Raw genomic sequence first — 24,084 nt, forward strand, 5'->3', positions numbered from 1 at the left:
CGTACCGCCCTGGGGGGACAGGGCGCCGGGAGTGGACTCCCGTGCGTCACGCGCGGCGTCGTACGCCGTTGACAGAGCAGCTGCCGTTCATGGGGACGAGTATCGTGGTGATCGCAGACGTGATCCGGATCACCCGTCACGCCACCCCTGTGACGGACCCGGACCCACGGACCAACCCCCCCCGACCCGTGCCGCGGCGATCCCGCGGGCGGCCGCAAGGAGTGGCGACATGACCGACCCCGTCTTCGGACCGGCCCCCGAGCAGACACCCGAGCCCGAGCTCGTCCAGCTCCTGACGCCCGAGGGTGAGCGGGTCCACCACCCCGGCTTCGACGTCGACTTCACCGCCGACGAGCTGCGCGGCTTCTACCGCGACATGACCCTCGTGCGCCGCCTCGACGTCGAGGCGACCGCGCTGCAGCGCCACGGCGAGCTCGGCCTGTGGGCCCAGCTCCTCGGCCAGGAGGCGGCCCAGATCGGTGCCGGCCGGGCGCTCGCGCCGCAGGACTTCGTCTTCCCGACCTATCGCGAGCACGGCGTCGCCTGGTGCCGCGGGGTCGACCCGGTCCGGCTGCTCGCCCTGTTCCGCGGCGTCGACCAGGGCGACTGGGACCCCGACGAGCACAACTTCGGCCTCTACACGATCGTCATCGGCGCGCAGACGCTGCACGCCACCGGCTACGCGATGGGGATCCAGCGCGACGGCCTGGTCGGCACCGGCGACCCCGAGCGCGACACCGCGGTCGTGGCCCACTTCGGCGACGGGGCGTCGTCCCAGGGCGACGTCAACGAGGCGTTCGTGTTCGCCGCCTCCTTCAACGCGCCGGTCGTGTTCTTCTGCCAGAACAACCAGTGGGCGATCTCCGAGCCCTTCGAGCGCCAGTCCCGGATCCCTCTCTACCGCCGCTCCCAGGGCTTCGGCTTCCCCGGCATCCGCGTCGACGGCAACGACGTGCTGGCGACGTACGCCGTCACGAAGGCCGCGCTGCAGCGGGCCCGCGACGGGCAGGGACCGATCCTGATCGAGGCCTACACCTACCGGATGGGCGCCCACACCACGACCGACGACCCCACCCGCTACCGGCTCAGCGACGATGTCGAGCACTGGAAGCTCAAGGATCCCATCGCCCGGCTCGAGGTCTACCTGCGGCGCAACGGCCTGGCCGACGACGCCTTCCTGGCCGAGGTCGCCGCCGAGGCCGACGCCCTCGGCGAGCGGATGCGTCGCGAGTGCCATGCCCTCCCCGACCCCTCGACCCACGACCTGTGGGACGTCGTCCACGCGGAGAAGACGGCCGAGCTGGCGGCCCAGCAGGCGGAGTACGACGCCCACGCCGCCACCTTCGAGGAGGCCCGCCGATGACCACCATGACCCTCGCCAAGGCGCTCAACGCCGGGCTCCGCCAGGCCATGGAGGACGACCCCAAGGTCGTCGTCATGGGGGAGGACGTCGGCGCGCTGGGTGGCGTCTTCCGGATCACCGACGGCCTGCAGAAGGACTTCGGCGACGCCCGGGTGATCGACACCCCGCTGGCCGAGTCCGGGATCGTCGGCACCGCCGTCGGCCTCGCGATGCGCGGCTACCGTCCCGTCGTCGAGATCCAGTTCGACGGCTTCGTCTACCCGGCCTACGACCAGATCGTGTGCCAGGTCGCCAAGATCCACTTCCGCAGCCGGGGCAAGGTCCGGGTCCCGATGGTCATCCGGATCCCGTTCGGCGGCGGCATCGGCGCCGTGGAGCACCACAGCGAGTCGCCCGAGGCGCAGTTCGTGCACACGCCCGGCCTCAAGGTCGTCGCGTGCTCGAACCCCGCCGACGCGTACGCCATGATCCAGCAGGCCGTCCACAGCGACGACCCGGTCGTGTTCCTCGAGCCGAAGCGGCTCTACCACTCCACCAAGGCCGAGGTCGACGAGAGCGCACCGCCCGCGCCGCTGTGGCAGTCGCGGGTGGTCCGGCCCGGGGCCGACGCGACCCTCGTCGCCTACGGGCCGACGGTCTCGACCTGCCTGGACGCGGCCACCGTCGCCGCCGAGGAGGGCCGCTCGCTGGAGGTCATCGACCTGCGCACCCTCTCGCCGCTCGACCTGGTCCCCGTCGTCGAGTCGGTCCGTCGTACCGGACGGCTGGTGGTGGTGCACGAGGCCCACGTGACGCTCGGCGTCGGCGCCGAGATCGCCGCCCGGGTCACCGAGGAGTGCTTCCACTCGCTCGAGGCCCCGGTGCTGCGCGTCGGCGGCTTCGACACGCCCTACCCGCCTGCCCGGATCGAGGAGGACTTCCTGCCCGACCTGGACCGGATCCTCGACGCCGTCGACCGGACCTTCGGGTTCTGAGGAGCTGCCATGACCGCCCACGAGTTCAAGCTCCCCGACGTCGGCGAGGGCCTCACCGAGGCCGAGATCGTCGCCTGGCGGGTCAAGGAGGGCGACGTCGTCGCGATCAACGACGTCGTGGTCGAGATCGAGACCGCCAAGTCCATCGTCGAGCTGCCCTCGCCGTACGCCGGGCAGGTGCTGGCGCTGCTCGCCGCGGAGGGCGACACCGTCGAGGTCGGCATGCCGATCATCCGGATCGGCGAGCCGGGCACCGCGCCGGCGGGCGGTTCCGCTCCGGCCGCGGCGGCTCCTGCGGCCGCGGCGGCTCCTGCGGCAGTGGCGGCAGCGGCGGCTCCGGCAGCGGAGGTCATCGACACGAACATCCCACCGGCGGGCAACGCCACGTTGGTCGGCTACGGCCCCAAGCAGCGGGCGCTCAAGCGTCGCGCGCGCAAGGGAGACGGGGCCGCCCCGGACGCGCCGGCGCAGGCGCCTGCGCCGGGCGCCGCCTCGGACGGCGGAGCGGACCGCCCGGTGCGGGCCCTCGCCAAGCCGTTGGTCCGGCGCCTGGCCCGCGACCTCGGGATCGACCTGACGGCGCTGGTGCCGACCGGGCCGAAGGGCACCGTCAGCAAGGAGGACGTGCTCGCCGCCGCCGGTGGCGCCGCACCCGGCTCCCGACCCACGCCCGCCTCCCCGGTCGTGGCCGTGGCGGCCGACCCGGCCGGGCGCGAGACCCGCGAGCCGGTCAAGGGCGTGCGCAAGAACATGGCCGCCGCCATGGTCGCCTCGGCCTTCACCGCCCCCCACGTGACCGAGTGGGTGACCATCGACGCGACCGCGACCGTCGAGCTCGTCGCGCGCCTCAAGGAGCGTCCCGAGTTCGCGGGGGTGAAGGTGAGCCCACTGCTCGTCGCGGCCCGGGCCTGCCTGCTCGCGATGCGGCGTACCCCTCTGGTGAACTCCGCCTGGGACGAGGCGGCCCAGGAGGTCGTGGTCAAGCAGTACGTCAACCTCGGCATCGCCGCCGCCACCCCGCGGGGCCTGGTCGTCCCCAACGTCAAGGACGCTCACGCCCTCTCGCTCGTCGAGCTCGCCCGGGCCCTGGAGGCGCTGACCGCGACCGCCCGCGAGGGCCGCACCCAGCCCGCCGAGCTCGCCGGCGGGTCCTTCACGATCACCAACGTCGGGGTGTTCGGGGTCGACGGCGGTACGCCCATCATCAACCCCGGCGAGTCCGCGATCCTCTGCCTCGGCGCGATCAAGCCGCAGCCGTGGGTCATCGGCGACCAGGTCGTCCCGCGCCAGGTGATGACACTGTCGCTGTCCTTCGACCACCGCCACATCGACGGCGCCACCGGCTCGCGCTTCCTGGCCGATGTCGCCGACCTGATCAGCGACCCGGCGACCGCACTGTTGTTCTAGCCCGTTGAGTTGCCGCAAACTCACCGTTCAGTTGCGCAGAGGTGGCAACTCGACGGTGAGGAAGGGGCAACTCAACGATGACGGTGGGGTCTCGGAGGTGCTCCGACGATGAGCACCTCAGCCGCAGGGCTCCTCGCCCTGGGTGAGCAGCTCCCCCGCGAGGGTCGTGGTGATCCGGTAGCAGATGCCGCTCGACCGGTTGCCCGCCGAGACCACGACCGAGGCCCGGCCGTCGGCGCGCAGGATGGTCACGCCGACGACGTCGACCGGGCCGGTCGCCGAGCGCTCCGCGGTGCGCACGTGCCGGAACATCGCGTCGATGTCGACCTCGGCGAGGGCGATCGGGCCGGGCTCGAGCGGCGCACTCGGGGTCCGGACACCGTCGTCGAGGAAGATGCCGTCGCGCAGGAACCAGCGGCGGATCTTGCCGTCGGCTCGGGAGGGGCGGTAGATCACGGCCTGGTGGCCGGTGAAGCCGAAGGCCAGGGCGCGGGGCGGACGGCCGAACCTCTCCTGGTAGAGGGTGGTGAAGTCGCGCACGCCGTCCGGTGTGAAGGAGTAGGCAGGCTCGTGGACGGGCTGCTCCACGTCGGCCGGCGGCGCTGGCTCGGGCGCCCGGGGCTCCGCGACCGGCTCGTCGGCCGGGGCGGCCGGACCGGCGACCGAGGCCGGCTCGGGCTCGTCGTCGAGGGCCGCGTAGACCACGCCGCCCAGGACCAGTGCGACCACGGCACCGGCGACGGCGAGGCGGGACCTCGTCGGACGGCCCTCCGCGGTGGGTTCGGGCCGGAGGTCGTCGGTGAGCCTGGTGAGGTCGTCCATGGTCTCCGCGCGCAGGGCGAGATCGCCCCGCCGCTCCCACTCGGTGCGGGAGAGGCGCCCCTCGCCGTACGCCGACTCCAGGAGGCTCAGTGCCGCCATCCGGTCGGCCTCGGTCGCCCAGCTGCCGCGCTCGTCCACGCCTCGACGCTACCGAGACGCCGGCCGCCGGCCGGGGCGGGGCTGGGGATGACCGTTCGCCCGCCGTACCAAGAGCCGGTAGAACGGAGGGATGCCGACTCCGCCGTGCCCGGGTACGCCGGCACCCGGCGACCAGCTCGGGCCGTACCGCATCGTGCGGCGCCTCGGCCGGGGTGGCATGGGCGCCGTGTACGACGCCCTCGACACCGTGCTCGGCAGGCACGTCGCCCTCAAGGTGATCGTCCCGGAGCTCGCGGACGACCCGGACTTCCGGGCGCGGTTCGTGCGCGAGGCGCGGGCGCAGGCGTCGCTGGACTCGCCGCACGTGGTGCCGGTCTTCGCGCACGGCGAGATCGACGGCCGGCTCTACCTCGTCAGCCGGCTGGTGCCCGACGGCGATCTCGGCGCCGCCCTGCGCGCCCACGGGCCGCTGCCGCCCGGCGAGGCGGCGGATCTCGTCGCGCAGGTCGCCGACGGCCTCGCCGAGGCGCACCGGGTCGGCCTGGTGCACCGTGACATCAAGCCGGCCAATGTGCTGCTGCGTCGCCGCGGCACCCACACCGTCGCCTATCTCGCCGACTTCGGGATCGCGGGTCGGGCCGGCGAGGCGGACCACGGTGTGGCGGGCGATCTCGAGGCGCTGGGCCGCCTGCTCGGGGCCTGCCTGACCGGCCGCGCGCCGTACGACGGCGGGTCGGTGGGTCCTCTCCCTCGTCGGCTCGCCCGGGTCCTCCGCGCCGCGCTCGCCGGCGACTGTCCCTCGGCCGCCGCACTGCGCGACGAGCTGCGCAGGAGCGTCCCGGGTCCGGCCGGACGCCGGAAGGCCCGGAGAGCCCGGGCGGCACGGGCGACCGCGGTGGTCGCCGCCCTCGCCGCCGCCCTCGCCGGCTCGGTCACGGCGCTGGGCAGGGACGCCACCCGTGCCCCCGATCCCGACGCCGCGGCCCGGATCCTCGCCCGCGCCCTGGAGCGCGACGCCGACCTCGACCCCGCGGCGGCCGGCTGCACCGCTCGCGCGCTCGCCACCGCCCACGGCCCGCGCCGCCTCGACGAGCTGCCGCGCGACGCGGTCCTGGCCGCCGCCGCCCGCTGTCTGTGGCCCGGCGCGCCGCCCGCCCGCTGACCCGATCAGTCGCGTGGCGGCGTGGCCCGGTCCAGCAGCCAGTCGTCGAAGAAGGCGGACAGCTCCTCGCCGGTCGTGTCCTCGATCCAGTCGAGGTACTCCTCGCGGTCGGCGGTGTCGTTGGCCTGTGCGGCCGGCCACTCCCGGAGCACCTCGAAGAACTTCTTCTCGCCGATCCGCTCGCGCAGCTCCTGCCACATCAGCGCCGGGCCGTAGTAGATGTTGCCGTCGCCGAACTGGGCCGGGTCGAACGCGCCGGGCGGGCCGGCCGCCGCCCGCAGGCCGGACTCGAAGTCGGCCCAGTCGTCCATCTTCCGGGCGATCGGGATGCCCTCCTGCTCGGCCTCCCACATGCCCTGGAGGTACATCGCCATGCCCTCGTTCATCCACACGTCCGACCAGTCGGCGGGGGTCACCGTGTCGCCGTACCAGTGGTGCGCGGCCTCGTGCACGAGGACCGCCGCCGAGAGGCTGTACGGCGAGTCGCCGAGCGTCACCATGGTCTGCGTCTCCATGCCGCTGTCGTTGTCGACGACGAGCACGCCGAAGCTGTCGAACGGGTACGGGCCCAGGATCCGCTCGAGCCAGTCGATCGCGCCCGGTGCGAAGGAGGTGTCACCGGGCAGGGCCTCGCCGTCGGCGTCGGTCCAGACCTGGATCGGCACGCCGCTCTCCGACTCCAGCTCCGTGTGCTGGAAGTCGCCGAACGCCACCGTCACGAGGTACGCCGCCGCCGGCTCCGCGAGGTGCCAGGTGTTCACGCTCCGCCCGCCGTCGGTGGTCGAGGAGGTGAGGACGCCGTTGGCGACGCCGGCCCACGGGGCCGGGACGGTGAGCGTGAAGTCGTAGAGCGCCTTGTCGGACGGGTGGTCGTTGGCGGCGTACCAGGTGAAGGCGCCGTAGGGCTCCTGCAGGGTCCAGGTCTCGTGCTCGTCGGTGATGCTCCAGCCCACGCCCTGTGCGAAGTCGCTGCGCGCACTCGGCGCGGGGGCACTCGCCGGGGTGCCGGCGTACTCCAGCACCAGCTCGTACTGCCGCTCGGCGGTGACCGGGTGCGCCACGGTGAGGTCGTTGCCCTCGACGGCGACCTCGGCGGGCGCACCGTCGAGCGTGGCGCCGCTGATCGCGAGCTGTTCGTTGAAGTCGAGCGGGATCCGCTCCGCGTCGGCCGTGGCCCGGAAGGTCAGCGTCTCGGTGGCGGCGAGCCGGTCCTCCTCGGGCGTCCAGGCCAGGTCGAGGTCGTAGTGCAGGGCGTCGACGAGCGGGTCGCCGATCTCGGGGTAGACCGAGTCGGCACGGGTGTCGTTGCGCGCGATCGCGAGCTCGCCGGGCGGTGCCGCGTTGCCGGGGGAGCTGGTCGGCTCCGGCGGAGCCGTCGCGCCCGGCCCGGCGGGCTGCCACGACACCCCGCCGCACGCGGCGAGCAGCAGGCAGCCGGCGGCCGCGGCCAGGAGGCCGCCGGTGCGCGCGCCGCGTCTCATGCACGCATCATGGCAGTGGTGGGTCGCAGAGTAGACGGGCCACGTCCCTGACCTCGGCCCGCACGTCGACCTGACGTCCGGAGACGTGACTACTTGTCGTCACGGAGCCCGAGGCGTCATGCTCAAGTCCGACACCTTCCAGGTCGAATCTTCTCGCACCAGTTCAATCTCAACGTCCGATACTCCTGTCGGCGAGTAGACCTGAAGCTGCCTGCTCCCGATGCCGACGCCCGACGACCACAGCAACACTGAGCCCGTCAATTGGGCGGAGTTCTCGCCGAACTCGACCGTCGTCACCTTCAAATCCTTGCCCCCGCTCGCAAGGATGTAGCTGATCGCCTCATCTCCTTCAAGAAGTGAGTTGTTGATGGGGTCGGCGGCTACCTTGACAAGTTGAGGAATGATCTCCGGCAGGTATGCAACCCATTCGTCGTTCCTGGCGAGTGCTTCCGACTTGGCTCTTCCGGCGAGGAATCGCTCGACATCGTCTCGTGCAGTTGCCAAGCCGGCTTGATAGTCGGCAGGAAGGCTGAGGTACTCGCGGCGGTGGGCGTCGGCCTCGCTCATCTCGATGAGAAAGGGCTCGACCAAACCTGATCGAGGATCCACCGAGATGGCATTCTGGGCGGTATTGATGCCGAGCAGGGCCGCATCGATGACCGCCGCGCGATCAGCGTCGGCTCCGGAGCGTGCGGTGGTGGTCCCGCCCATGATCCCGCTCATGCTCGCGACGACGGCCGCCACCGCGGCGACGAGGAGCGAAGCGACCACGACGGTCCGATGACTCTTGTTCATTGCTACGCCCCGCTCGGGATTCGGACGAGATAGTAGAAGGTGGTGGTTCTGTTGGCATTGTACGGCCACAGGTGCCAGATCGCCTTCTGGCGGTTGGTGTTGTGGCCGTTCACGCGGTCACCTGTGAATGGAGAATGGGGATCTTTTCCTGCTGCGACTCTCACATTGACGTGGTCGATGAGCTGACCGTCCTGATTGCCCCACTCATAGAAGACCAGATCCCCCTTCGAGCCGTTCACGTAGGCGGGGGGCCTCGAGGATGATCTTGCGATGTAGGTCGAATCGGCGCCCAGCTTCTGGGTGACGAAGGAGTACAGCTTGCGCGCGATGCTCCAGCTGTGCGTCCATCCGTTGATGCTCGCCGCCCACTTGTCCGGAAGATTGTTGGAGCCCAGCAACGGCCCGCTCGGCCAGCGCATCTCGATGCCGCCCCGCCCAGAGGACCTGACTGGCAAAGTTGGCGCAATCATTTTCGAACCCTTGAGGGAAAGCTGGGTGGCGTGTGTTCCAGTAGGTGTTCGCGTAGTCTCGGGCGGCGTCCCGATCATATGGGTACGAAGGGCGAGGGTTGGGCGTCCATGTGGTGTAAGTGGCCCAGTAGACGGCATTGTCCACGCCGTAGAGTACGAGATTTCCGTCATCTTGCATCACGGCGCGATGCACGGGCCTTCCGTTCGTGCCCGAACTCCACAAGGGAACTCCGTCGCCTCGATACACGACGAGGTTGCCGTCACCCTGGAGTACCGCAAAGGATCCAGGGTTGCCGGAGGTCCCGCTCGACCACAGTGCAACGGAGCCTGTCCCCGGACCGTTCGAGCCGTAGATCACGAGATTGCCATCGGTCTGCATGATCAGCAGAAGTAGTCCGTCGGGGGATGCGAGGTATTGGTCTCCGTACAGATATTCACCCGCGTACAGATGCGGGGTTCCGGTGCCGGCCACCGCTGGTGGGGCGCCCAGCAGCGAGACTGGCGCTCCGAGAAGGCTCGACGTCATCAGCAGCAACGCCAACCGAACAAAGAAAGCCCGCGCCCAACGCGGCTCCGCGGGCCGGGGCGGCGGCCGGTTGCGTGATATCACCGGCGGAACATATCGCTGCTGCAACGAGAAATCCGAAGTTCTCCGATCTTCTTGCCGGCGGCCTCGTTGTCGGTGACGGAGTGCGAGGGCGGGATTGTGATCGCTCCGATGCGCCAAGAACCGCAAGGCCCTTGCCGCTGCCCGAGCGGCGGACTTGGATAGGACGCCCGACGCCCCCTAGGCCCGCCGCCCGGCACATGCGCTGACTACGTCCCGAGTTGCCCGGGGGACTCGTCGCCAGTGAATCTGACAGCGATTCACCTTTCTGCGTCACCCGGGCCACGCGGCGTCGTTGGACGGGGTGATCGGGGTCACTGTCGTGCGCCCGGAACGCGGAGGTGGAGTCGTGGTCGAAGCACAGGTCGAGCCCACGCAGGGGTGGCAGCGGGTCGGGCTCGCGGCGCTGGTCGCGCTGGCCGTGGTGGGGGTCGCGCTCGCGGTGCCGACGGTCACGGGCACGGGGCCGGGTGCCGGCGCGAACGACGGGACCAGGTCGCTCGCCGCCGCCTCCGAGCAGCGCAAGTCCGACCTCGGCGTCCCCCACGACGACGCGCTACTGGCGCCGCACGACCACAACGACCCCGCGACCAAGAACGACGTCGCGCGCGGCCTGGCGGTCGGTGACGACCTGGCCGCGACGGTCGACCCGACCTCGGCGGCGGAGCGCCGGGCCGCCGCGTCGTACGTCGACGGCGAGCGGGCGCTGCCCGACCCGCGACTGGTGCCCACTGCCGCCTACCCGGCCCGCACGCCCGCGCCCGCCGATCGGTTCGCGATGGCCGGCGGCTGCTACGCGCTCAGTGGTGGCGGCGCCACCTTCGGCCCCTACTACTTCAAGGCCACGCGGCTCGGCGGTTACCTGCTGCACGCCGCCGAGGGCGAGCTGACCCGCAACGGCGACGGCTCGGTGGGGATCGCGGCCAAGCCCGGTCCGGCGGCGGACTGGACCGTCTCCGGTGGTCCCGGCGCCTTCGTCCTCCAGATCGACGGTGCCGGTGCCCTCGTCGTGCAGGACCGCACGCTCACGACGGGAGCGACCGGGACCCCCTTCCAGTTGCGCCTCGTCGACGGCTGCCCGGCGTACCCCGAGGCCGACATCAACGTCAGCGGTGAGCCGTTCGGCGGCGCGGCGCCGTACCAGGAGGTCCGGGGCTTCGTCGACGCGCACACCCACGGCATGGCGTTCGAGTTCCTCGGCGGCAAGGTGCACTGCGGCCGTCCCTGGCACGAGTACGGCGCGCCGTACGCGCTGGAGGACTGTGCCGACCACAAGCTCACCGGAGGCAAGGGCGCGCTGCTCGAGTCGGTGCTCTCCGGGAAGCCGGCGCACGACCCGGTCGGCTGGCCCACGTTCAAGGACTGGCCGGCACCGGAGTCGCTCACCCACGAGGGCACCTACTACCGGTGGCTGGAGCGCGCCTGGCGCGGCGGGCAGCGGCTCTTCGTCAACCTGCTCGTCGAGAACAACAAGCTCTGCCAGCTCTACCCGCTCAAGCGGAACTCCTGCGACGACATGACCTCGATCCGGCTGCAGGCCAAGGACATGCACGTGATGCAGGACTACATCGACGCCCAGTTCGGCGGCCCGGGCAGGGGCTTCTACCGGATCGTGAAGGATCCCTTCGAGGCCCGGCGCGTGATCAATGCCGGCAAGATGGCCGTGGTCATGGGCATCGAGACCTCGATCCCGTTCGGCTGCACCTACAAGACGCTGCTCGGACGCGACTTCCCGGCCTGCAGCAAGGCCGAGATCGACGCGAACCTCGACGAGATGCAGGCGCTCGGCGTGCGCCAGATGGAGCTGGTCAACAAGTTCGACAATGCCCTCGCGGGCGTGGCCGGGGACGCCGGCGCGATCGGGCCACTGGTCAACGCCGCGAACTTCCTCGAGACCGGCACCTTCTGGGCGATGGAGCACTGCGAGCCCGCCGACGGCGAGTCCGCCGACAACGCCCAGATCACGCTGCCCGACATCAGCGCCGGCCAGCAGGACGCGCTGTTCGGAGCGCTCGGGAAGGTGCTCGGCATCCTCCCGGCGCTGCCGCTCTATCCGCAGCCCGCGCACTGCAACCGGCGCGGGCTGACCGAGCTCGGCGTCCACACGATCGAGGGTCTCGCGAAGCGCAAGATGGTGTTCGACCCCGACCACCTCTCCGTCAAGGCGCGCGCCGCGTCCATGGACGTCATCGAGGACCTGAGGTACGCCGGGGTCATCTCCAGCCACTCGTGGTCGACGCCGGACACCTACCCGCGGATCTACCGCGCCGGCGGATTCATCACGCCCTACGCCGGCGACTCGACCGGCTTCGTCGAGAAGTGGCGCCGCCACCTGGGCTGGGCCGACTCCCGCTACTACTTCGGCTTCGGCTTCGGCGCCGACATCAACGGCCTCGGTGCCCAGGGCAACCCGCGCGGCGCCGGCGTACCGAACCCGGTGCGCTATCCCTTCACGGGTCTCGGCGGGGTCACCGTCGACAAGCAGCGCGCCGGCCAGCGGGTGTGGGACATCAACACCGACGGCGTCGCGCAGTACGGCCTCTACCCCGACTGGGTCGAGGACCTGCGCCAGGTGGCCGAGGCCCAGCAGCGCGGCGACGGCGCGAAGATCGTCGACGACATGGCCCGCGGCGCCGAGGCCTACCTGCAGATGTGGGAGCGCGCGTACGGCGTACGCCCGGACTCCTGCCGCAACCCGGTCCTGCGGATGTCGCTGGCCAAGGCGAGGAAGCTCGGCAAGCGGATGGTCCGCAAGCGGATGACCACCGATCAGGTGATCGCGAAGGTCGGCCAGCCGTATCTCCGGCTCGACAAGAGGCTCACCTTCTGTGCCAAGGCGAAGAAGGTGAAGAAGAGCGGCAAGAAGACCAAGAAGACGGTCAAGGTGACCGTCGTCGTGAAGCTCCGGCCCAATGGCACGGTGAAGAAGGTGAAGTTCCGGCGGTGAGGCGTGGGTCACGGCAGGGGTGGCTACCTGTCGGTAGCATCCCGATGCCCCGCCGTGCCCGCGCGGATGGGTAAGGCTTGCCTATCGCGATCGGTTCCGCCCGTCGGCACTAGGCTCGTCGGGCGCACTCCTGTGCGCGCCCCTTGACTCCCCTTCCGGATGAGGAGCTGTTGGACACCATGCAGATCGTTGCGATCGTCGTCTCCTTGGCCGTCTCGGTCGTCGCGGTCGCGCTGACCGCGCGGGCTGTCGTCGCGATGCTCGGCGTGATCAAGCGCGGGCAGCCGGCGCCCGGTCGCACCGGGAACCCGGTCGGTCGCACGCTGACCATGGTCAAGGAGACCTTCGGCCACACGCGCATGCTGCAGTGGACCTGGGTCGGCATCCTGCACTGGTTCGCCTTCGCGGCCTTCATCGCGCTCTCGACGGCCGTCGCGGCGGCGTACGTCCAGCTCTTCGACCCCGAGTTCACCATCCCGGTCATCGGCAAGTGGTGGGTCTACGAGTGGCTCGCCGAGCTGCTCGGCCTGCTCGGCACGCTCGCGATCATCCCGCTGATCGTCTACCGGGTCACCCACCAGCCCGCGCAGCTCGGTCGGCGCAGCCGGTTCTTCGGCTCGACCATGTGGCAGGCGTACTTCGTCGAGGCCATGGTGCTCCTCGAGAGCTCCGCGATCCTGTTCATCCGCGGCGCGGAGTACAACCTGGCGAAGGCCCACGGCGGCGAGGCCGCCGAGCACGCCGATGCCTTCCACTTCCCGGTCTCGCAGTTCTTCGCCCATCTCTTCCCGACCGGCCAGGACTCCATCGGCTCGCTCGAGAACGCGATCTTCTTCATCGCGATGATCAAGATCGTCTCCGCGATGGTCTGGCTGATGGTGATCTCGACCCACCTCACGATGGGCGTCGCCTGGCACCGCTTCACCGCCTGGTTCAACATCTGGTTCAAGCGTGAGGACAGCGGCCGGACCGCTCTCGGTGCGGTCAAGCCGCTGACCTCGGGCGGCAAGGCGATCACCCTCGACGACGTCGACGACCTCGACGAGGACGCCGTCCTCGGCGCCGGCTCCATCTGGGACTTCTCCTGGAAGGACATCCTCGACTTCACGACGTGCACCGAGTGCGGCCGCTGCCAGTCGCAGTGCCCGGCCTGGAACACCGAGAAGCCGCTCTCGCCGAAGCTGATGATGATGGCGATGCGCGAGGAGGCGTACGCCGTCGCCGGTGGTGCCGAGCAGCGCGCCCTCGTCGGCTCCGCCGGCCGCGAGCAGAGCGACGGTGTCGACGACTGGTTCTACATGCCCGAGGGCGGTGACTTCGTCGTCGACGAGGACGCCCTGTGGGCCTGCACCAACTGCGGTGCCTGCGTCCAGCAGTGCCCGGTCGACATCGAGCACGTCGACCACTTCATCGACATGCGCCGCTACCAGGTGCTCGTCGAGTCGAACTTCCCCTCCGAGCTCAACGGCCTGTTCAAGGGCCTGGAGAACAAGGGCAACCCGTGGAACATGTCGCCCACGGCGCGCCTCGACTGGGCCAAGGACCTGCCCTTCGACGTCAAGGTCGTCGGTGACTCGATCGAGTCGCTCGACGAGGTCGACTGGCTGTTCTGGGTCGGCTGCGCCGGCGCCTACGAGGACCGGGCCAAGAAGACCACCCGTGCCGTGGCCGAGCTGCTCGACCTCGCGGGCGTCTCGTTCGGCGTCCTCGGCAACGGCGAGACCTGCACCGGCGACTCCGCCCGTCGCGCCGGCAACGAGTTCGTGTTCCAGGGCCTCGCGCAGCAGAACATCGAGACGCTGACCGACGCGAAGGCGAAGAAGGTCGTCTCGACCTGCCCGCACTGCATGAACACGCTCAAGAACGAGTACCGCCAGCTCGGTCTCGAGCTCGAGGTCATCCACCACACCCAGCTGCTCAACCGACTCGTCCGCGAGGGCAAGCTGACGCCGGTCACCCAGGGTGCCGGCGCCCACCAGCGCAAGATCACCTACCACGACCCGTGCTTCCTCGGCCGCCACAACCAGGTCTACACGCCTCCGCGGGACCTGCTGCAGATCCTGCCGGGCGCCGAGCTCGCCGAGATGGAGCGCTCGGCGGAGCGGTCCTTCTGCTGCGGTGCCGGCGGTGCGCGGATGTGGATGGAGGAGACCATCGGTGAGCGGATCAACCTGAACCGCACCGCCGAGGCGGTCGGCACCGGCGCCGACCAGGTCGCCGTCGGCTGCCCCTTCTGCCGCGTCATGCTCTCCGACGGCCTCACCAAGATGCAGGCCGACGGCGAGGCCCGCGAGGAGGTCGAGGTCCTCGACGTGGCGCAGATGCTGCTCGCCTCGGTCAAGGGCGAGCAGGCGACCAAGCTGCTGCCCGGTGAGGGCGCGCCACTGGCCCCCAAGGCCGCCGCTGCCGCTCCCGCCGCCGCTGCGGACCCGGTCGCCGCCAAGGCCGAGCCCGAGGCCGGCGATGTCACCATCACCGACGACACCGTCGTCGCCACCGAGGACGCCGGCCCGGCCGCCAAGGCGTCGTCGTCGGGCGGCGGCTCCTCGATGTTCGACGACCCGGGCTCCATGTTCGACACGCCTGCCCCGGCTGCCCCGGAGGCCCCTGCTGCTCCGGCTGAGGACAAGGCCGCCCCCGCCGGCGGCTCGCTCTTCGACGACCCGGGCTCGCTCTTCGACACCCCGGCCACACCTCCTGCCGCGGCCGCGCCGGCCCCGGAGAAGGCCGCGCCCGCGGGCGGCGGCTCGCTCTTCGACGAGGGCGGCTCGCTGTTCGACACCCCGGCCCCCGCCCCCGAGGCGGCCAAGGCCGAGGCTCCGCCGGCTGAGGCTCCGCCGGCCGCGGCCACCAAGGCGGAGGCCCCCACGCCGACGACCGACCTCGGCGCCGGCGGGTCGCTGTTCGACATCGCCGCCCCCGCTGAGACCCCTGCTGCTCCCGAGACGCCGGCCGCCCCCGAGGCTGCTGCTTCCCAGGCTGCTGCTTCCGAGGCCAGCCCGGCTCCGACGGTCGACCTGAACGCGGGTGGCTCGCTGTTCGACATCGCCGCCCCCGCCGAGACCCCGGCCGCCGAGGCCCCGGCCGCCGAGGCCACGGCCGCCGAGGCCACGGCCGCCGAGGCCACGGCGCCGGTCGCCGAGCAGGAGCCTGTCGAGGCCGAGGCGCGGGCCGAGGAGGCCGCCGTCGCCGACGAGGCGCCTGCGCCGGCCCCGGCGCCTGCCGCTCCCGCAGCCGCGCCGGCCACCGACGTCGACATCAACGCCATGGGTTCGCTGTTCGACATCGCCGCCCCGGCCGCCCCGGCCGCCCCGGCCGCCCCGGCCGCCCCGGCCGCCCCGGCCGCCCCGGCCGCCCCGGCCGCCGAGCCCGAGCCGGCCGCCGAGCCCGAGCCGGCCGCCGCCGAGGTCGAGCCGGCCGCCGCCGAGGTCGAGCCGGCCCCCGAGCCCGAGCCCACCCCGGCGCCGGCCCCCCCGTCGTCCTCCGGCGAGGCCCACCAGCCCCGCACCGACGCCGACATCAACGCCGCGGAGTCCCTGTTCGACCTCTGAGCTCCTGAAGTTGTGGAGTCTGGTGCCGCGATCGTGCGCACCAGGCTCCACACTTCTGCGTCTCGAGCCCTCACGCGCATCGCGGGCACGGGTCCGCGTGGCCTTCCCAGCCGCGGAGCTGGAGCAGGCGAGCCACCTTCGCGGCCGTCGAGCAGCCACGGTCGAACACCTGGCCGTAGCCGATGCGGACCGTGTGCTCGCGATCGAGGGCTGCATCCAGGTCGCGTTCGAGGTCGCGATCCCGGTCCGTGGGGCCGTCGTGGCCGAGGCGTCCGTCGAGCTCGATGATCTGGACCCAGCGCGATCGGGCGCCGCGGTACACGACATCGCGAAGCATCGGCCGCCCGTCCGCGCTCGACGCGCCGACCTGCCGCTCCGCCCGGGGCAGTCCGTGGGGGCGCTCGACCAGAGTGAGATAGCCGTGCTCCAGGACCGAGCAGGTGCCCGCTGCGATGTCGTCGAGCACCCGAGCCAACCAGGCACGTCGATGCAGGCGCGGCAGCTGGTCGAGCCGAGCGCGAAGACGCCGCGCGGTCGTCCGGCGGGCGCCGCACCCATCGGCCAGCGCGGCGATCGCATCGAGGTCGCGCGGCGCCACATCGGCCACTCGGAGCACGGCGTCGTCGTAGCGCACCCGCGGAGGCGAGAGGTTCCACTGCACGCTCGAGTCGAAGCTCGCCGCGCGGTGCACCACGACGCCGCTCGGCGGGCGAATCCGCCGATCCCGGGCCACGACGACCTCGATCGGGCCCGACTCCGTGCCGCGCCGGCCGGGGCCCCTCGTGCGCCCGGATCGCGGATCGGCCTTCGAGGGCGGCCGGCCAGCAGGCGAGGACCGCCGCCCAGGCTCGCTGCTGCCAGGTGAGCGATCCGGTGTGGCCGACGTACACGCACGGGTGGACCGCGACCCACTCCCGGCGCCGGATCATCCGGTCGATGTCGTGGCGGGTCATCCCGCCGGCGCGTGCCTGGCGTCGCGATACGACCCCTGCCTGCAGGTCGAGCAACGTCGTGAGCTGGCGCGACGGGTGCGGAGCCGATGCGGTCATGGCCGGTCGATGCCCGCTCCGAGGCGCCGCTGACACCCGCTCGCGCGGGCCTGTGGACAGCCACCCCCTTTCGAGGGGTGTGATGGCGCTCACCGGGGCGTCACCATGGGGGTATGACGGAGTCGTACGCCGCCGGCGAGACCACCACGCCCCTGCTGGACGAGACCATCGGTGCCAACCTCGAGCGCACGGTCGCGCAGTGGCCCGACCGGGAGGCACTGGTCGAGGTGGCGAGCGGACGCCGGTGGACCTGGCGCGCGTTCGACCACGCGGTCGACGAGGCGGCGCGCGGCCTGATCGGCCTCGGCATCGCGAAGGGCGACCGGGTCGGGATGTGGGCGCCGAACTGCGCGGAGTGGACCATCATCCAGTTCGCCGCGGCCAAGGCCGGCGCGATCCTGGTCAACGTCAACCCGTCGTACCGCACCCACGAGTTCGCCTACGCCGTCAACCAGTCCGGCCTGCGCCTGCTGCTCGCCGCGACCAGCTTCAAGACCAGCGACTACCGGGGCATGGTCGAGGAGGTCACGGCCAAGGGCGAGGTCCCCGGACTGGAGCGGACGCTGTACGTCGACGGCGACGACTGGCAGGTGCTCATCGCCGCCGGCAGGGACCTCCCTGCGGACGCCCTCACCGAGCGGCAGCGCGACCTGACGCCCGACGACCCGATCAACATCCAGTACACCAGCGGCACCACGGGCTTCCCGAAGGGCGCGACGCTCAGCCACCGCAACATCCTCAACAACGGCTACTTCGTCACCGAGCTGATCAACTTCACCGAGCAGGACCGACTCTGCATCCCGGTGCCCTTCTACCACTGCTTCGGGATGGTGATGGCCAACCTGGGTTGCGTGACCCACGGCGCGACCATGGTGATCCCGGCTCCCGGCTTCGACCCGTCGATCACCCTGCGCACCGTCCAGGACGAGCGCTGCACCGCGGTCTACGGCGTACCGACCATGTTCATCGCGATGCAGAACGCCCCCGACTTCGCCGACTACGACCTCGCCACCCTCCGCACCGGCATCATGGCCGGCTCCATCTGCCCGGTGGAGGTGATGAAGCGCTGCATCAACGACATGCACATGGCGGAGGTGTCCATCGCCTACGGCATGACCGAGACCAGCCCCGTGAGCTGCCAGACCCGGGCGGACGACGACCTCGACCGGCGTACCTCCACGATCGGGCGCGCCGCGCCGCACGTCGAGATCCGGATCGTCGACCCGGCGACGGGGGAGACCGTGCCGCGGGGCGAGCCGGGCGAGTTCTGCACCCGCGGCTACTCCGTGATGCTCGGCTACTGGGAGGACCCGGCGAAGACCGCCGAGGCGATCGACGCCGACGGCTGGATGCACACCGGCGACCTCGCCGTCATGCGCGAGGACGGCTACGCCAATATCGTCGGCCGGATCAAGGACATGGTCATCCGCGGCGGCGAGAACATCTACCCCCGCGAGATCGAGGAGTTCCTCTACACCCACCCCGACGTCGAGGACGTCCAGGTCGTCGGTGTCCCCGACGAGAAGTACGGCGAGGAGCTGTGCGCCTGGATCCGGCTCCGGGCCGGCGCCGATCCCCTCGACGCCGACGCGGTCCGGGCTTTCGCGACCGGCAGGCTCGCCCACTACAAGATCCCGCGCTACGTCCTGCTGGTCGAGGACTTCCCGATGACCGTCACCGGCAAGATCCGCAAGGTCGAGATGCGCGAGCGCTCCACCGAGCTACTCGGCCTGGGCTGACGCCCACCTGACGCACCTGACGCAGGCTGATCCACCCCCCGCCGACCCGGCGCGTTCAAACGCGCCGGGTCGGCGGCTTTTTCGCGTTCAGATGCGACGGGTCGGTGGGATGACATCATCATGACTTGAAATGACGTCATCATGATGTCATTGTGGTGCACATGGACATCACGCCGTACGTCGACAGCCTCCGTCGGGATCTCCTGGCGGCGGCCGAGAGTGCCGGCCCGCAGGCGCGTGAGGTCGCCGAGCGGCTGGGATACGCGCTGGACCCGGCCGTGCGGCTCGCGGTGATGGAGGCGATCAGCCAGGCGGCGACCGAGATCACCGCGGCGATGCCCGCGGGCGGCGTGGACGTCCGGCTCGACGGTCGCGACCTCGACTTCGTCGTCACCCCGGGCGGTCCCGAGGAGTCGGCGCCGCCGCACCAGGTCACCGGGCCGGTGCCCGCCGAGATGCCGGGCGAGGACGAGGGGCAGGCGCGGGTCAGCCTACGGCTGCCCGAGTCGGTCAAGGCGCGGGCCGATGACGCGGCCGCCCGGGCCGGGCAGTCGCTCAACACCTGGCTGGTCACGTTGATCCGGGCGGCGACCAGTGAGCGGGCGATCCGCGTCGACGTCGACCTGTCCAGCCGGCCGTTCGGCGCCGACTTCCCGTTCGGTACGCCGCCCGGCGCCGACCGGCGGATGACCGGCTGGCTCTGACCCGCCGCCTCCACCCCCTCCCGTCCCAGCAGCCCACCAGGAGAGCCGATGACCACCCACGAACCACTGCGCCAGATCCTCGACACCCCCGGCCCGGTGAAGCTCGTCGTCGAGAACGGCCGTGGCCGGATCAGTGTGCGGGCCGCGGACCAGGCGACCACCGACGTCACGCTCAGCGGCCCCCGCGCCGCCGAGGTGCGGGTGGTCCAGGACAGCCGTCGCGTCGACATCCGCGCACCCAAGCCGCGCGGGGGCATCTTCGGTGGCGGCGACGAGCTGCACATCGAGGTCGTCGTACCGCTCGACAGCGACCTCGACGCCCGCAGCGGCAGCGCCGCCGTGACCGCCGGCGGCCGACTGATGACCGCGCGCGTCAAGAGCGGGTCGGGCGCCGTGACCCTCGACCAGGCCACGACGGTCGTCGTCGCCACGGGCTCCGGGGACGTCACCGTCGCGGAGGTGGACGGCGACGTCCGGGTCCGTACCGGCTCCGGGACGGTCGACCTCGGCCGCATCGAGCGGTCCGCCACCGTGTCCACCGGATCCGGCGACGTGTGTCTGGGCCAGGTGCTCGGCACCGTGGTCGTCAAGACCGGCTCCGGGGACCTCGAGGTCGGGGAGAGCCGCGCCGACCTCACGAGCAGGACCGGCTCCGGTGACGTGGTCGTGCGTACGGCGCGCTGCGGCCGGATCCACGTCAAGGGGGCCTCGACCCGGGTGCACGTCGGCGTCCCGACCGGGACGCCGGTGTGGACCGATGTCACCACGGTGACCGGTCGGGTCAGCTCCACGCTGCCGCCGGTCGGTCCGCCCGAGGCCGGCGCCGATCACGTCGAGCTGCGTGCCACCACGGTCTCGGGCGACATCTCCCTCGTGCCCGCCTGACTCTCACGGTCCGCGTCCGGCGGGCGTGACCGACGCCACGGTCGTGTCGTTACCCGTGAGTAGACCACGGGAGGGACCTCCGGATGAACGACCACGCCCTGCGCCGCCGTCTGGTGGCGACCCTGCTCAGCACCGGCCTCGCCGCCGGCTTCCTGCTCCCGCTCGCCGGCGACGCGGTCGGTACGCCGGCCGCCGATGCCGCGCGGCACGCGGCGTCGGCCGAGCGGGCCGGCGCGGCCGCCCCGGTCGCCCAGAAGCCGAAGAAGTGCAAGAAGGCCAAGAAGCACAAGAAGCACAAGAAGCACAAGAAGTGCGGCAAGGCGAAGAAGGGCGCGGCGGCGGCGCCGCTGCCGAGCGCCGTACCCCCGGCCGGCGGATCCGGCGGGCCGGCGCCCGCGCCGCCGTCGGTCGCGCCGTGGACCCCGCGCCCGGCGACCTACGACGCGACGGTCCTCACCCGCGACATCCCGATCGTCATGGACGACGGCGTCGTCCTCCGCGGCGACCTCCAGCGGCCGGCCGGTGCCGACGGCACGCCGGTCGCGACCCCGCTGCCCGTGATCGTCACCATCACCGCCTACAACAAGACGGTCCTCTCCGCCGGCGCGGGCGCGGTCCTCTCCGGGGCAGACCCGGCGTACCTCGTCAAGCGCGGCTACGCCCAGTTGACCGTCGACGCGCGCGGCACCGGCGGCTCCCAGGGCCAGTGGGGCGCGTTCAGCGCCCGGGAGGGCAAGGACGCCGGCGCGATCGTCGAGTGGGCGGCCGCCCAGCCGTGGAGCAACGGCAAGGTCGGCATGACCGGCGCGTCCTACATGGGCATCTCGCAGCTCTTCGCCGCGGCCCAGCAGCCGAAGGGGCTCAAGGCGATCTTCCCGCAGGTCCCGGCGGCCGACGTCTACCGCGACGTCGTCGCGTCCGGCGGGCAGATCGACGTCGGCTTCATCCCCCTCTGGCTCGGCCTGGTCACCGCGACCGGCGTGATCCCGCCGGCGTACGGGCTCGACGAGCCGCAGGCCGGCCTGCAGATGGCGCTCGACCACCTGATGGGCGGGCTCACCTTCACCCTGCCGCTGGCCACCCAGGCGCTGCTCGGCGGCGATCCGGCGTACGACGGACCGTTCTACCGCGAGCGCTCGCCGATCGACGTGCTCGACAAGGTCACCGTGCCGACCTTCCTCGTCGGCGGCGAGTTCGACCTCTTCCAGCGCGGCACACCGCTCGTCTTCGAGCGCCTCCAGCAGCGCGGCGTGCCGACGAAGCTGATCCTCGGGCCGTGGGACCACCTCCAGGGCTCGGCGGGCGCCGAGGTCGGCAAGGCCGGCTACGGTCCGCTCGCCGAACTGCAGCTGCGTTGGTTCGACCAGTACCTCGGCGGCATCGACGGCCAGCTCGACCAGATCGCGCCGCTCACGTACTACGAGCAGGGCTCCGGTGCCTGGGTGCGCAGGGCGAAGTGGATCGACGACGACCTGTCCGCGCGCAGCTACCGACTCTCCGGCTCCGCCGCGGTCGGCGGGAGGGCCGGCGCTCTGACCACCGGTACGCCGGAGGCGGGCTCGGCCGTCGTACCGCCGCTGCCGGTGACGGGGCTGTGCACCCGCTCGGCCAACCAGTGGACGGCGGGGCTGCCGAACGTGCTGCTCGCCGACCTGCCCTGCTTCCACGACAACAAGCTCAACGACCTCGGCGGCGTCACCTTCGACACCGCGCCGCTGGACGCCGACGTCCGCTTCCAGGGGCCGCTCAACGCCCGCCTGCACGTCTCGACGCCCAGCGGCGACGGGATGTTGTCGGTGGCCGTCGAGGACGTGGCGCCGGACGGCACGGTCTCCCGGATCAGCGGCGGCTGGCAGACGATCGCGCACCGTGCCCTCGACGAGGGGCGCTCGCGCTACCTCGACGGCGAGCTGCTGCAGCCCTACCACCCGTTCACGCGCGAGGCGAAGGCGAAGCTGCCCGCCGGCCAGGTGGCACCGGTCGACGTCGAGATCTTCCCGACCGGCGCGGTGATCGCGAAGGGGCACCGGCTGCGGATCGCGGTGCAGGCCTTCGACGTCCCGCACCTGCTCTCGCCGGTCACCGACCTGCTCACCCAGCTGGTGCCGGTCACCGTCCACACCGGGCCGCAGTACCCGTCGGTGTTGACCATGGCGGTGCGCTGATCGGTTGACCGGCTGGGCGCGGTTCGGGCGCCGGTGGGTTGTAACACGTTGTCTGCCCGACTACCTGACGGCTTTCCGCGGGGAGCACGGCGTGTCGTCGGCGTGTCGCGCTGACATCCGACGACCAGTCGGGTGGACAGCGTGTTACAGCGCTCGACCCCGAGCCCCCGCCGGAGTGCCCTGGTGACTTCTACAGCCCGCCGGGGCGGCGGGCCAGGGTGCTCGCGAGCGCCGTGGCCGCCGCCCGGACGGCGTTCTGGTGGGCCTCGGGCCGGAACCGGCCGATCGGCCCGGTCACGCTGATCGCCGCGAGGGCGGTCGCGCCGTCGGTGTGGAGCACCGGCGCGGCGACGCACAGCAGCCCCGGCGTCGACTCCTCGCGCTCGAAGGCCAGCCCGGTCTCCAGGGCCCGGTCCAGCTGCTGCTCCAGCAGTCCGGGAGCCACCACCGTGTGCGGCGTACGCCGGGGGAGCGGGCCGGACAGCACGGCGGTGCGGATCGCGGGGTCGGCGTGCGCGAGCAGCACCTTGCCGAGGGCGGTGCAGTGCATCGGCATCCGGCCGCCGGCCCGCGAGGGGCTGCGGGCCTGGCGGTGGCCGCCGATCTTGGCGACGTAGACCACCTCGGTGCCGTCGCGGACGCCGAGGTGGACGGTCTCGTGGGTGCGCTCGTAGAGGTCCTGCAGGAAGGGCATCGCCACCTCCAGCAGGGTCCGCTCGGTGGCCGCCCGCATGCCCAGTTCGAACAGCCCGCCGGCGAGCCGGTAGCCGTGGTCGGTCTTCTCCAGCAGGCGGTGCTGGACCAGGTCGCCGGCGACCCGGTGCACGGTGCCCTTGGGGAGCCCGGTGCGGCGGACCAGCTCGGCGAGGGGGAGCAGCCGATCGTCGGCGCCGAAGGCCCGCAGCAGCGCGACCGCCTTGCCGAGAACGGTGTCCAGGCCCTGCTCGTCCGCCACCCCCACAGCGTACCGGTGAGTGGAACGCTCGGGTGGTCGCCCGAGCCCGCGGCCCCGAGAGTAGGCGCATGACGGAATCCGCCGCTCTCGACCCCGCCACCGACGCGGACGCCACGGCCGCCGCGGTCGGCGCCGCTGCCGAGCGCCTGCACACCGCGCTGGTCGAGAACCGCCCCTGCGCCCCGATCCGCGACCTCATCGGCGACCGGGACATCACCATCGCCTACGCCGTGCAGCAGCAGCTCAACGCGCACCGGCTCGCGGCCGGTGCCGTCGTCGTCGGCCGCAAGATCGGCGCGACGTCCGTGGCGGTCCAGCAGCAGCTGGGTGTCGACACCCCCGACCTCGGCGTGCTCTTCGACGACATGGAGTACGACGTCTCCGCGCCCGTCGACATCAGCGGCCTGCTCCAGCCCAAGGTCGAGGGCGAGATCGCCTTCGTGCTCGGGGCCGACCTCGTCGAGGGCGACCTCGATCTCGCGCAGGTCGCCGACGCCGTCGCGTACGCCGTCGCCGCGATCGAGGTCTGCGACAGTCGGATCGCCGACTGGGACATCAGCTTCGCCGACACCGTCGCCGACAACGCCTCCGCGGGCGGGTACGTCCTCGGCACCGAGCGGCGTACCCTCGCCGACGGCTTCGTGCCGAAGGACGCCGCCATGACGATGACCGTCACGGGTCAGGACGACGTGGTCGGCACCGGCGCCGCCTCGCTCGGGGACCCGCTGGTCGCGCTGCAGTGGCTGGCCCGGCAGGCCCGCGACCTCGGCGACCCGCTGCGGGCCGGCCAGGTGGTCCTCTCCGGCGCTCTCGGCCCGATGCGCCCCGCGGCGCCCGGCGCCGACGTCACCCTCTCGATCGACGGACTCGGCTCCGTCGCCCTCAGCTTCGGCACGAAGGAGTCATGAC

General features: G+C 71.9%; 17 protein-coding genes. 11 read left to right on the top strand and 6 right to left on the bottom strand.

Translation table 11 applies throughout. The features are described 5' to 3' along the window. Positions 1-229 precede the first annotated feature (229 nt). The 3 genes from pdhA to QJ852_03060 are packed head-to-tail and all read left to right on the top strand — an operon-like array spanning position 230 to position 3,744. The gene (gene pdhA / locus QJ852_03050; protein WGX97420.1) at positions 230-1,363 is read left to right on the top strand and encodes a pyruvate dehydrogenase (acetyl-transferring) E1 component subunit alpha; all 1,134 of its coding nucleotides are present in this window, start codon (positions 230-232) and stop codon (positions 1,361-1,363) included. Beyond that, on the top strand, positions 1,360-2,337 hold the full coding sequence (locus QJ852_03055) for an alpha-ketoacid dehydrogenase subunit beta (GenBank protein ID WGX97421.1): 978 nt from the start codon (positions 1,360-1,362) through the stop codon (positions 2,335-2,337). Before pdhA ends, QJ852_03055 begins: the two co-directional genes overlap by 4 nt. A gap of 9 nt (positions 2,338-2,346) precedes the next feature. Continuing rightward, a complete protein-coding gene (locus QJ852_03060; GenBank protein ID WGX97422.1) occupies positions 2,347-3,744 on the top strand; it encodes a dihydrolipoamide acetyltransferase family protein in 1,398 nt (465 codons plus the stop codon). Positions 3,745-3,861: 117 nt separating this feature from the next. Here the strand turns inward: QJ852_03060 and QJ852_03065 are convergent, their stop codons facing one another. Further along, positions 3,862-4,704, bottom strand: coding sequence for a DUF1707 domain-containing protein (locus QJ852_03065; protein WGX97423.1), 843 nt, complete (start codon positions 4,702-4,704; stop codon positions 3,862-3,864). Between the two features lie 91 nt (positions 4,705-4,795). Between QJ852_03065 and QJ852_03070 the strand changes: the two genes are divergently transcribed. Beyond that, the gene (locus QJ852_03070; GenBank protein ID WGX97424.1) at positions 4,796-5,827 is read left to right on the top strand and encodes a serine/threonine-protein kinase; all 1,032 of its coding nucleotides are present in this window, start codon (positions 4,796-4,798) and stop codon (positions 5,825-5,827) included. Positions 5,828-5,832: 5 nt separating this feature from the next. Here the strand turns inward: QJ852_03070 and QJ852_03075 are convergent, their stop codons facing one another. From QJ852_03075 to QJ852_03085, 3 genes are all read right to left on the bottom strand, one after another. Next, a complete protein-coding gene (locus QJ852_03075) occupies positions 5,833-7,308 on the bottom strand; it encodes a M1 family metallopeptidase (GenBank protein WGX97425.1) in 1,476 nt (491 codons plus the stop codon). Positions 7,309-7,407: 99 nt separating this feature from the next. Next, on the bottom strand, positions 7,408-8,103 hold the full coding sequence (locus QJ852_03080; protein ID WGX97426.1) for a hypothetical protein: 696 nt from the start codon (positions 8,101-8,103) through the stop codon (positions 7,408-7,410). A 2-nt stretch (positions 8,104-8,105) separates the two neighbouring features. Next, complete coding sequence (locus QJ852_03085) at positions 8,106-8,573, bottom strand: amidase domain-containing protein (GenBank protein WGX97427.1); 468 nt, start codon at positions 8,571-8,573, stop codon at positions 8,106-8,108. Positions 8,574-9,529: 956 nt separating this feature from the next. On the opposite strand from QJ852_03085, the gene QJ852_03090 reads away from it, so the two are divergent. Then, positions 9,530-12,127, top strand: coding sequence for a hypothetical protein (locus QJ852_03090; GenBank protein WGX97428.1), 2,598 nt, complete (start codon positions 9,530-9,532; stop codon positions 12,125-12,127). A gap of 179 nt (positions 12,128-12,306) precedes the next feature. Next, complete coding sequence (locus QJ852_03095) at positions 12,307-15,678, top strand: (Fe-S)-binding protein (protein ID WGX97429.1); 3,372 nt, start codon at positions 12,307-12,309, stop codon at positions 15,676-15,678. 70 nt (positions 15,679-15,748) lie between these two features. On the opposite strand, the gene QJ852_03100 is transcribed toward QJ852_03095, so the two are convergent. Beyond that, positions 15,749-16,372, bottom strand: a complete 624-nt coding sequence (locus QJ852_03100; GenBank protein ID WGX97430.1) for a hypothetical protein — start codon at positions 16,370-16,372, stop codon at positions 15,749-15,751. Between the two features lie 468 nt (positions 16,373-16,840). On the opposite strand from QJ852_03100, the gene QJ852_03105 reads away from it, so the two are divergent. The 4 genes from QJ852_03105 to QJ852_03120 all read left to right on the top strand — a co-directional run bounded on the left by QJ852_03105 (position 16,841) and on the right by QJ852_03120 (position 22,220). Further along, on the top strand, positions 16,841-18,466 hold the full coding sequence (locus tag QJ852_03105) for an AMP-binding protein (GenBank protein ID WGX97431.1): 1,626 nt from the start codon (positions 16,841-16,843) through the stop codon (positions 18,464-18,466). A gap of 161 nt (positions 18,467-18,627) precedes the next feature. Then, positions 18,628-19,170 (top strand): pilus assembly protein HicB, encoded by a 543-nt coding sequence (locus QJ852_03110; protein ID WGX99523.1) that lies wholly within the window; start codon positions 18,628-18,630, stop codon positions 19,168-19,170. A gap of 48 nt (positions 19,171-19,218) precedes the next feature. Beyond that, positions 19,219-20,055: a DUF4097 family beta strand repeat-containing protein gene (locus QJ852_03115; protein ID WGX97432.1), complete on the top strand. Its 837-nt coding sequence runs from the start codon at positions 19,219-19,221 to the stop codon at positions 20,053-20,055. A gap of 83 nt (positions 20,056-20,138) precedes the next feature. Next, entirely contained in the window at positions 20,139-22,220 is a 2,082-nt protein-coding gene (locus QJ852_03120) for a CocE/NonD family hydrolase (GenBank protein ID WGX97433.1), read from the top strand. Positions 22,221-22,410: 190 nt separating this feature from the next. Here QJ852_03120 and QJ852_03125 read toward each other — a convergent pair whose 3' ends face one another. Beyond that, positions 22,411-23,175, bottom strand: a complete 765-nt coding sequence (locus tag QJ852_03125; protein WGX97434.1) for an IclR family transcriptional regulator — start codon at positions 23,173-23,175, stop codon at positions 22,411-22,413. 68 nt (positions 23,176-23,243) lie between these two features. On the opposite strand from QJ852_03125, the gene QJ852_03130 reads away from it, so the two are divergent. Beyond that, positions 23,244-24,083: a fumarylacetoacetate hydrolase family protein gene (locus QJ852_03130; protein WGX97435.1), complete on the top strand. Its 840-nt coding sequence runs from the start codon at positions 23,244-23,246 to the stop codon at positions 24,081-24,083. Position 24,084: the final 1 nt, after the last annotated feature.

This window comes from Nocardioides sp. L-11A (assembly GCA_029961745.1).
Taxonomy (GTDB): Bacteria; Actinomycetota; Actinomycetes; order Propionibacteriales; family Nocardioidaceae; genus Nocardioides.